This window comes from Desulfomarina sp., from assembly GCF_054039375.1.
This window is the reverse complement of record NZ_JBPLBA010000064.1, coordinates 1-7659: the sequence shown is the minus strand read 5'-3', so window position 1 is coordinate 7659 and position 7659 is coordinate 1. Positions and strand designations below refer to the sequence as shown.

At 47.2% G+C, this 7659-nt stretch carries 7 protein-coding genes; all 7 read right to left on the bottom strand.

What is annotated here, in order from left to right; translation table 11 throughout:
- A partial coding sequence (locus ACXLDX_RS03605) for a virulence RhuM family protein (protein WP_503417353.1) occupies positions 1–238 on the bottom strand: 238 nt, incomplete at its 3' end.
- Positions 239–250: 12 nt separating this feature from the next.
- Positions 251–1111 (bottom strand): type I-C CRISPR-associated protein Cas7/Csd2, encoded by an 861-nt coding sequence (gene cas7c, locus ACXLDX_RS03600; RefSeq protein ID WP_457575824.1) that lies wholly within the window; start codon positions 1109–1111, stop codon positions 251–253.
- A complete protein-coding gene (gene cas8c, locus ACXLDX_RS03595; protein ID WP_457575823.1) occupies positions 1104–2810 on the bottom strand; it encodes a type I-C CRISPR-associated protein Cas8c/Csd1 in 1707 nt (568 codons plus the stop codon). The genes cas7c and cas8c overlap by 8 nt, the downstream gene beginning before the upstream one ends.
- A complete protein-coding gene (cas5c, locus tag ACXLDX_RS03590; RefSeq protein ID WP_457575822.1) occupies positions 2807–3442 on the bottom strand; it encodes a type I-C CRISPR-associated protein Cas5c in 636 nt (211 codons plus the stop codon). The genes cas8c and cas5c overlap by 4 nt, the downstream gene beginning before the upstream one ends.
- A 24-nt stretch (positions 3443–3466) precedes the next feature.
- Positions 3467–5635 (bottom strand): CRISPR-associated helicase Cas3', encoded by a 2169-nt coding sequence (cas3, locus tag ACXLDX_RS03585; RefSeq protein ID WP_457575821.1) that lies wholly within the window; start codon positions 5633–5635, stop codon positions 3467–3469.
- A 347-nt stretch (positions 5636–5982) separates the two neighbouring features.
- Complete coding sequence (locus ACXLDX_RS03580; protein ID WP_457575820.1) at positions 5983–7113, bottom strand: ATP-binding protein; 1131 nt, start codon at positions 7111–7113, stop codon at positions 5983–5985.
- Positions 7114–7477: 364 nt separating this feature from the next.
- Positions 7478–7659, bottom strand: a 182-nt coding sequence (locus tag ACXLDX_RS03575; RefSeq protein ID WP_457575819.1) for a hypothetical protein, incomplete at its 5' end; no start/stop codon positions are given.

Genomic DNA, 7659 nt, shown 5'->3' with positions numbered 1-7659 from the left:
CGGTACGCTTCCCTTCCTTTTGAACTGTTGCATTTTTTGCAACAGTTGCCTCCCGGTCGAGTTCACCGCTTTTGAAAATATTGCGGAGGTGACGGGATATAACGGACTTGTTACGACCAAACAGATCTGCCATCTGGTTCAAAGTCAGCCATACAGTCTCATCACGCAAACGCACATCAACGGTGATCCGGCCGTCGTCGGACTGGTAGAGGATCAGTTCTCCTTGTTGAAAATTCATTTTGCCCTCAGGTTACAGTTTTTCAATGAGATTTACACCATTCGGCATGGCATCAACAGTTACTTTGTAATCAGAAAAATTTCGTGCCGGGCCTTCGCTGCCATCTTTTCGTTTTACTTTAATCAGGTCAAACAACTTGTGGGCCGGTGCGTTGCCGAGATTGTTCTCATGTTTGAAAATGATTAATTTTTGGGATGCCATTTCTCCTCTTGCCGCAGAGCGGTCATGGTCAAACATATTCACCAGGGCATCCCAGAACAATTCAAGGTCGTCTTCGGAAAAACCTGTCTGTTCGGCCAAAGGAGCGGAAATAAATCCGTGAACCCGATAGAGTCCGTAAGGAATATACGCCTTTCGGCCCATTGTACGATTGTCGCCGGACTGGGCATCTGCCTCTTTTCTGGTTTCAACAGCCATTCTGGTAATGCTTGCCTCAAGAGGTACGACAGGTTCAATACTTCTGGCAAAGGTGAACTGTACCGGTCCCCGGACCTGTCCGCAGTTATTTTCCTTGGTTGACATAACTGCACCGAATGTTCTCACATCAAAGAAATTTCTGCACATCCAGGCCCTGGCCTTGCTTATTTTTGCTGCTTTGTCTTTTTCGTCTGATACAGCTTCATAGGCAGGTTGCCGCCGCTCGGTAAGTATCCCTTTCTCCTTGACATAGATATTATACGGAGATTGATCTTCCTTGATCAGTTCCACATAATTTCTGACCTTGCGCTTCAGACAGACATCCGTTGTAATACCGTGTCCGGTTTCCGGATCGATGCGGGGCATGTTTCCTCCGTCCGGATCACCATTTGGATTACCGTTTTTGACATCAAACAGCAGGACGAATTCATAGCGGTTCTTGATCAGTTCAGTCATTATTTCCACCTCCTTGAGTCTTGGTCTCTGTCTTCCGATATAGAGCATTTTTTTGGTGATAATAGGCAATGGCGAATATGCCCTGCTCCTGAAGGTCCATGTGGGCAGGGAAATCGGTTATATGTTCCATAATTTCTGCAATTCTCCGGTCTGAGACATACCCGTATTCCGCCTTTTCAATGTGATGCTGACTCAGACGAATCAACCGTGGAAAAACACTGGCCGGGGTGGCCGAGGCAGCGCTGAAAAACCGATCCTTGATTGTGGTATTGACCTTGCCAAGGGCATCCAGTTGTGCCTTCTCCAGAACAGCGAACAGCCGTCCCAGCAAATAGGCCGTATCTCTTCTTTCCGTGTCCAATGCCATGGGTACCTCCTTTTGATAATTTCGTTGGAGAACCGCCTTGAGAATAGCGGCCCGCAGGTAATTGATTCGTTGATCCGCACGGATACGCCCAATCACTCCCCGAAACAGACTTTCAGGGTAGCGGGCGCCGGTAAGGATGGAACGGGTAAGCGCACCACCAAGGACCGGAGAAATATCCTTGCTTTCCCTGGCTGTTTCTTTCAGGAGGTGCCAGACTCCGGGAAATTCAATATCCTTTTCCGATCTTTCCATGGCCAGATTATTGAAATGATCCCGAAACCTGTTCATCAACTCGCTCACCGTGCAGACATGCCAGAAACGCAAGGCCAATCGCGCCTTGTTCAGAGCAAGCCCCAGGATATAAAATTTCAGATCCCGATCTTTTTCCAGATCAGACGGAAGCGTGCCTTTGCAGACAGCCTCTAAAAATTTTCGTACCTGTAATACTGCTGCCTGGTTATCAAGCGCTGGATTCATTACCTGTCCGAAAAACGGTTCCACCACTGATGCCCGCTCAGCCCAGAAAACCGTTGTCGCATCACCTATCTTCAACCGCTGGGTTCTGCTGCGAAGCATAAATTTCAAGGCCGCAGCGCTTTTAAACTCAGTCTCAACAGAGATGGGCGCATTTTCTCCCCGCTTTTTGCCATAGGATTCGTATGCTTTTTCATTAAAGGAAACCAGGGAAGCGCCGGAGCCAAATTTGAACTGGCTAAATTGCCCCTGCAAAGGGGATAGACGGCCATCAACGAAATTGACTCCTTGGGGAAAACTCTGGTCGGCAATAAACTCACGCCAGAGTCGCTGAACCTCGGGCCGCTCATGGACAAGACAGCGGTCTTGCTGCAGACGGAAGGCTATCCACTTACCGTGCATTCCGGAAATGTCTTTCCAGTGTTCCAGTCCCGGAGAATCAGCAGGGTTCCATTTTTCAAGAAACTCCTTGACCGCCAGCACGCCCTCATCATCTGTATCGCCCGTTACCTCGTCCAATAATTTGACAAATGATTCATGATGGACGTTTTTCTTTGCCCTACCGGACATACCGAAAATGTAATCAGCCTTGTCCACCATGAAATTCGGTGTTCTTGCGGCAGCATTGGCACGTACATTCACCTGGTTGGTATAGGGAACCATTGACAGCCGGTAATTGAAGGTACCCGCCTTAACCTTTTCCCTTAAATCTTCAGGCTGGCCGATCATATTGCCGTGCCGGTCAAGGGTGACCATAAAACCGATATCCTCCATGCTGAAACCATACGATGGCACACCCTTTTTCGGATCACCCTGAGGAAGCCGGTCATAGAGATTGATCAAAGATTGAAAAATCATGAAACCACCTCTTTACGGCACTCGATTACGCCATCACACATTACTGCCCGGAAAAAACCAGGGGTCATGTTATTGGCAAAATCAATGTCGTGCAGCATGTAGCCTAGTTCCTGTTCGCCGGAAAATACGGATTCCGAAATTTCATCACACCACGCAAAACTGACCGGAAACTCCCGGCAGCCAAAGTAGGGCCTGTGAAAACACTGCCCCTTTTTGACCCGCCGTTCAAAAATAGCCAGATGTTTGCCCGGATCATTGTCCTCTGTTCCAGTCAGTTCGAAATGGGCTTCAATGATATACTCCACATCCCGCAGCACCATTGAGGCCCGTTGCTGGCGATCATCTTCAATATAGCGGCATACCGGCCGGTCTCCTTTCATGTCCCGGTTGTTGACGGATACCCGGTTGGCCAGCTCATTGCGCCGGATATTTTCAAACCGGATTGGACGCATCACATGAATACGGTCGATTATCCAGCAAATGGCGGGTTTCCAGTAAATGGCCTCCAGAATACCCCGGGCCGCCGACGGGGTGATGACATCGTATGAGACCCGTTCTACCTTCATTTCCGGTCGGGTGAACAGGGCATACTCTCCCCATACCCTCAATCTGATTCCATAGCGCTTTCCCATAACACCTCCATACAATTATTCGGGTTAGCCAAAAAATGCCTCGCCCTGGGGAGAACTGCATCGCAAACCCGTCGCACGGGAATACAGCTCTTCCGAACGAAGCACCCATACACCTGGAACGGGATCTTCCAGCCAGTTCTGTATTTCTTCCAACTGATAAGGATATATCTGGACCGCATATTTTTGAAGCTTTCGTAAAATACCACCATGTCGCTCCACATGGACAAGGCTGTCGACAAGCTGCACTGACTCCTGCTCCAGGGCGACGATCACCGGCAGGGTTGCCGATTCGATCATCCTGAACCCGGCAATGTCACGAAACTGAATTTCACCCATATAGGCAAGACGGCACAAATCGTATATTCCGCCTTTGTCCATCATCTGTTCATTTTTCCAGAAAAAATCGGAAAAATATTCTTTCACGCATACCGGATCGGTCAGTTTCCCGGCAAATGATTCAAACAGTTTTTTCGCAGATTGAGCTGCCTGCCGGAAAAAGGCACATCCACTCTCCTCCGGGAAATCAAAAACAGATACCTTGCAGGGGACAGGGCTTCGACCGTTCCGGTTACAGCGGCCTGCTGCCTGGGCAATGGAATCAATTCCGGCCGTTGCCCGGAAAACAGCCGGGAAATCAACGTCAACACCGGCCTCTATCAGTTGGGTGCTGACAACCCGGCACGGGTCTCCGTTTTCAAGCCTTTTCCTGATCTTGGCGAAAATTTCGCTTCTATGTGCCGGATACATCAGGGCGCTTAAATGGAAATTCTCAGTACATTCTGGCAGGTTTTCAAAAACATCCAAGGCCTGCTGCCTGGTATTGACAATGCATAACACCTGTTGCAGGTTCGCGAGTTGTTCAGATACTTCATGCTCAGTCAGTGTGCCGACGAAATGTTCTTCGGTGCGCTTCAATCTGGCAAAAAGCAACGGAATATCCGTGACAATTTCCCGGTCGATTTTCAGCCCGACAGGAACGTGGGGGGAACGTTCTATGGCTGGCTGGGTAGCCGTACACAGTACCGCGGTAACACCATAATTTTTGGATAGCTCCCGGATGACTTCAAGGCAGCAGGTCAATCGCTCAACGGGGATTGCCTGCACTTCATCAAAAATAATCACACTTTCCGACACATTATGTAATTTCCGGCATTTTGACGGCTTATTGGCATAAAAGGAATCAAAAAACTGGACATTGGTGGTCACGATGATTGGCGCATCCCAATTTTCAGTCGCCAGTCTGGTTTGCCAGTCCGTATCATCAGCAATAAAATTGCAATGATGCTCAAGCACTGCATCATCCCCCAGCATATCCCGGAAAACGGCCCCGTTTTGTTCAATGATACTTGTAAACGGAATGACATAGATGATTCTTCGTTTTTTATATTTTTTGGCATGATTCAGGGCAAAGGCCAACGAGGCCAGAGTCTTGCCACCTCCGGTGGGAACGGTAAGCGAAAAAATTCCTGGAGATTCATTTGCGGCTTGCAGGCAGTCGCTTAACACACGTTCACGATATTTGTTCACAGATAAATCAGGATCTGCCTTCTTGCGCAGCGTATTGAAGTTTGTCCAGAAATGATCTTGCAACTCATCCAGACATGGATAACAGTTGCGCCACCCGGTCCGCTCTTTGTCAAGAAACGCTTCTGTATCAAGATAATCGGCATCCACGAGACAGGAAAACAGCATCCGTGTAAAAAACTGAATCTGAAAACCGGCACGATCATTCTCCAGTGGAAACGGGAGGTTTGCTGGCAATTCACCGATGATATGCGGAAAATCTATTGTTACCATTTGTTCGGCAAGTTTTTCCCCAAGCCCTGACTTTTGGCCGGAACTCCAGTTGGGGAGCCCTCCGTGATGCCCGGCAATACAATAGGCAAGCAACTTTCCGGCCTGGGCGGATTGCCTGAACAGAAGTTGCGCTCCGGTTGCGGCGTGATTGGGATGTCCATTGTAGGAATCGGCAAATTCATCAACAATCTGGTTAACGTTTCGTAACCAGGCCTGCCAGGAAAGTGTTCCCTTACCGATGTCATGGTTTTTCCCTGCCGGAAATGCCCACTCATCACCACGGAAAAACCGTGCAGATGCAGATGCTCTTTCAGCCACATTCTCCAGATGGTCTTTTAGGGGTTGCCATTTATCTACAGGTGCATTTTCGAGGCTGTGGGCGTAAATTTTTTTCATCAAAAATATCCTGCAACCAAATAGGGGATCTATCGTACCGGTTTAACATGCCCGATTATCGTGTCTTGTTTTTTTAATTTTGTGCATGGAACCATGGTGAAAATTAAAATTGAAAAAACCAGTTAACAAATTACTAAACAATAGTATTATTTGAACATAGGCTTGGAACTGCGTAGCGGGTCCTTACCCTTTTTTATTTACGATTTTGGAAGGACAACTAACCCCGCCCCCTGCCAATTCACTATATAGCGATGTAATTTAGTTTTGATAATTTCCCAGTCCTCATGCATTCGTTTACCAAATCTATTTTATCCAACGAATAGTCATAGGATTCGGCAGGCACCGCATTAAATGATATCCCCCTTCCATAGCTTTTCCAAAAATAGCGCCCAGGGAAAAATGGTGATGCCATCCGCTGTTTTTCTTTCATGGCGGTCACAACTGACGATGGCAAATTTTTGAATCATCCCCTCTTCCTTTAAAGCCCTGAGTCCTTTGAGGTGCTTGTCCTGTATGGATGTGGCGCTTTTAATTTCGATTGCCCACGTGTTATCGAGGATCAAGTCGACTTCAAACCGGGATCTGGATCGCCAATAATACATTTCTGCTTTTTTCCGTGAGTAGGATAAAAAAGCCCGGATCTCCAGGATAATGAAGTGCTCAAAAGCCTTGCCGAACAGCTCGGAGCCTTTCTTGATTTCCCCCCGGTTTGCCAGGGAATTGGTGACGCCGATATCGAAAAGATAAAGTTTGGATCTTGTTATGGCTTTTCTTTGGCGGGTTTTTGTAAACGCCCTTAACTGAAAAGCCACCAGGGTATCTTCGAGTATTTGAATATAATTTTTAACGGAGTTGGGAGAAACACCGCAGTCACCGGCAATGGATTGATAGCTGATCTCTTCGCCATTTGTCAGGGCCATTAAATCCAAGAACTCCGAGAACTGAGCCACCTTCCGGGTCAGGGCTTCATTCTGGACCTCTTCTTTCAGATACAGACCCGCATAAGCCCTTAGTTCCTCGACATAATCTTCGCTGGGATAAATCACCGGCAATCCCCCCCTGTTCAGATAAGTCGTCAGGTCAAAATCAGGGATTTCGATGGATGTCAGCGGATGCATTGCCGCCCACCATGCCCTGCCTGCCAACAAATTGGCACCGCCTCTTTTCAGCTTACGGGCACTGCTGCCGGTGAGTAAAAATGTTATTTTTTTTGCTTCGATCAGTCGATGCACTTCATCGAGTATTTCCGGCAACTTTTGAACTTCGTCAATAACCACAATCGGTTGCAGCTTTTGTTCTGAGAGGATCGATGGATTTTTCAGATACTCACGATAGGTTTTGATTTCAAGCAGATCGATGATTGTGCTCTCTGATAGTGTGTGCTGGACAAGGGTTGTTTTTCCGGTTCCCCTGGGACCAAACAGGAAAAAAGATTTTCTTTTCAAAAGTGCGGGCAGATCAAGGATTCGTTTATACATTATTTTCCTCAAATATATTTCGATTTATCATGATAATCTGCAATATATTTGCACTTTATAATACAATCGCCGTCATTATTCAACCCGGAAAAAACACATAGAAATTCAACTGTCTTCAGCCAATATTTCCACCGGCTACACAGATGTCTAAAGCCCACAGCCGGGATCATATTGAGCCCAGATATCCATACCGCCCCCGCCGGCACGGACACTTTATGTGCCAAGTCAGTGAATCCTATCTCCTTTGGATCCAATATTTTTTTCACCCAAAACGATCCGGAAATTCCACGGATCAAGATATAAGAAACTGATTTTATTTTTGAATTTACAATGCTGGTTCAGGAAGCGGCCTGGAATAAATATATTACTGCCGCACGCCTTTCAGCTTATCCTGGTGTTTTTTCAGAAAATCACGGAGCGCCTGGCAATCTTCATCGATTTTACAATCATCAAGATCTTCAACCCCCCTGATATATCGGCAGACTCGTGTATTTTTTTCAAAGAATTGACAAAGTTTCTTGCAGAAGTTCCGGAGCCAGAGGGGAA

Coding starts and splice junctions, on each gene's coding strand:
- cas7c (WP_457575824.1), bottom strand. CDS start 1,111: ATGACTGAACTGATCAAGAACCGCTATGAATTCGTCCTGCTGTTTGAT.
- cas8c (WP_457575823.1), bottom strand. CDS start 2,810: ATGATTTTTCAATCTTTGATCAATCTCTATGACCGGCTTCCTCAGGGT.
- cas5c (WP_457575822.1), bottom strand. CDS start 3,442: ATGGGAAAGCGCTATGGAATCAGATTGAGGGTATGGGGAGAGTATGCC.
- cas3 (WP_457575821.1), bottom strand. CDS start 5,635: ATGAAAAAAATTTACGCCCACAGCCTCGAAAATGCACCTGTAGATAAA.
- ACXLDX_RS03580 (WP_457575820.1), bottom strand. CDS start 7,113: ATGTATAAACGAATCCTTGATCTGCCCGCACTTTTGAAAAGAAAATCT.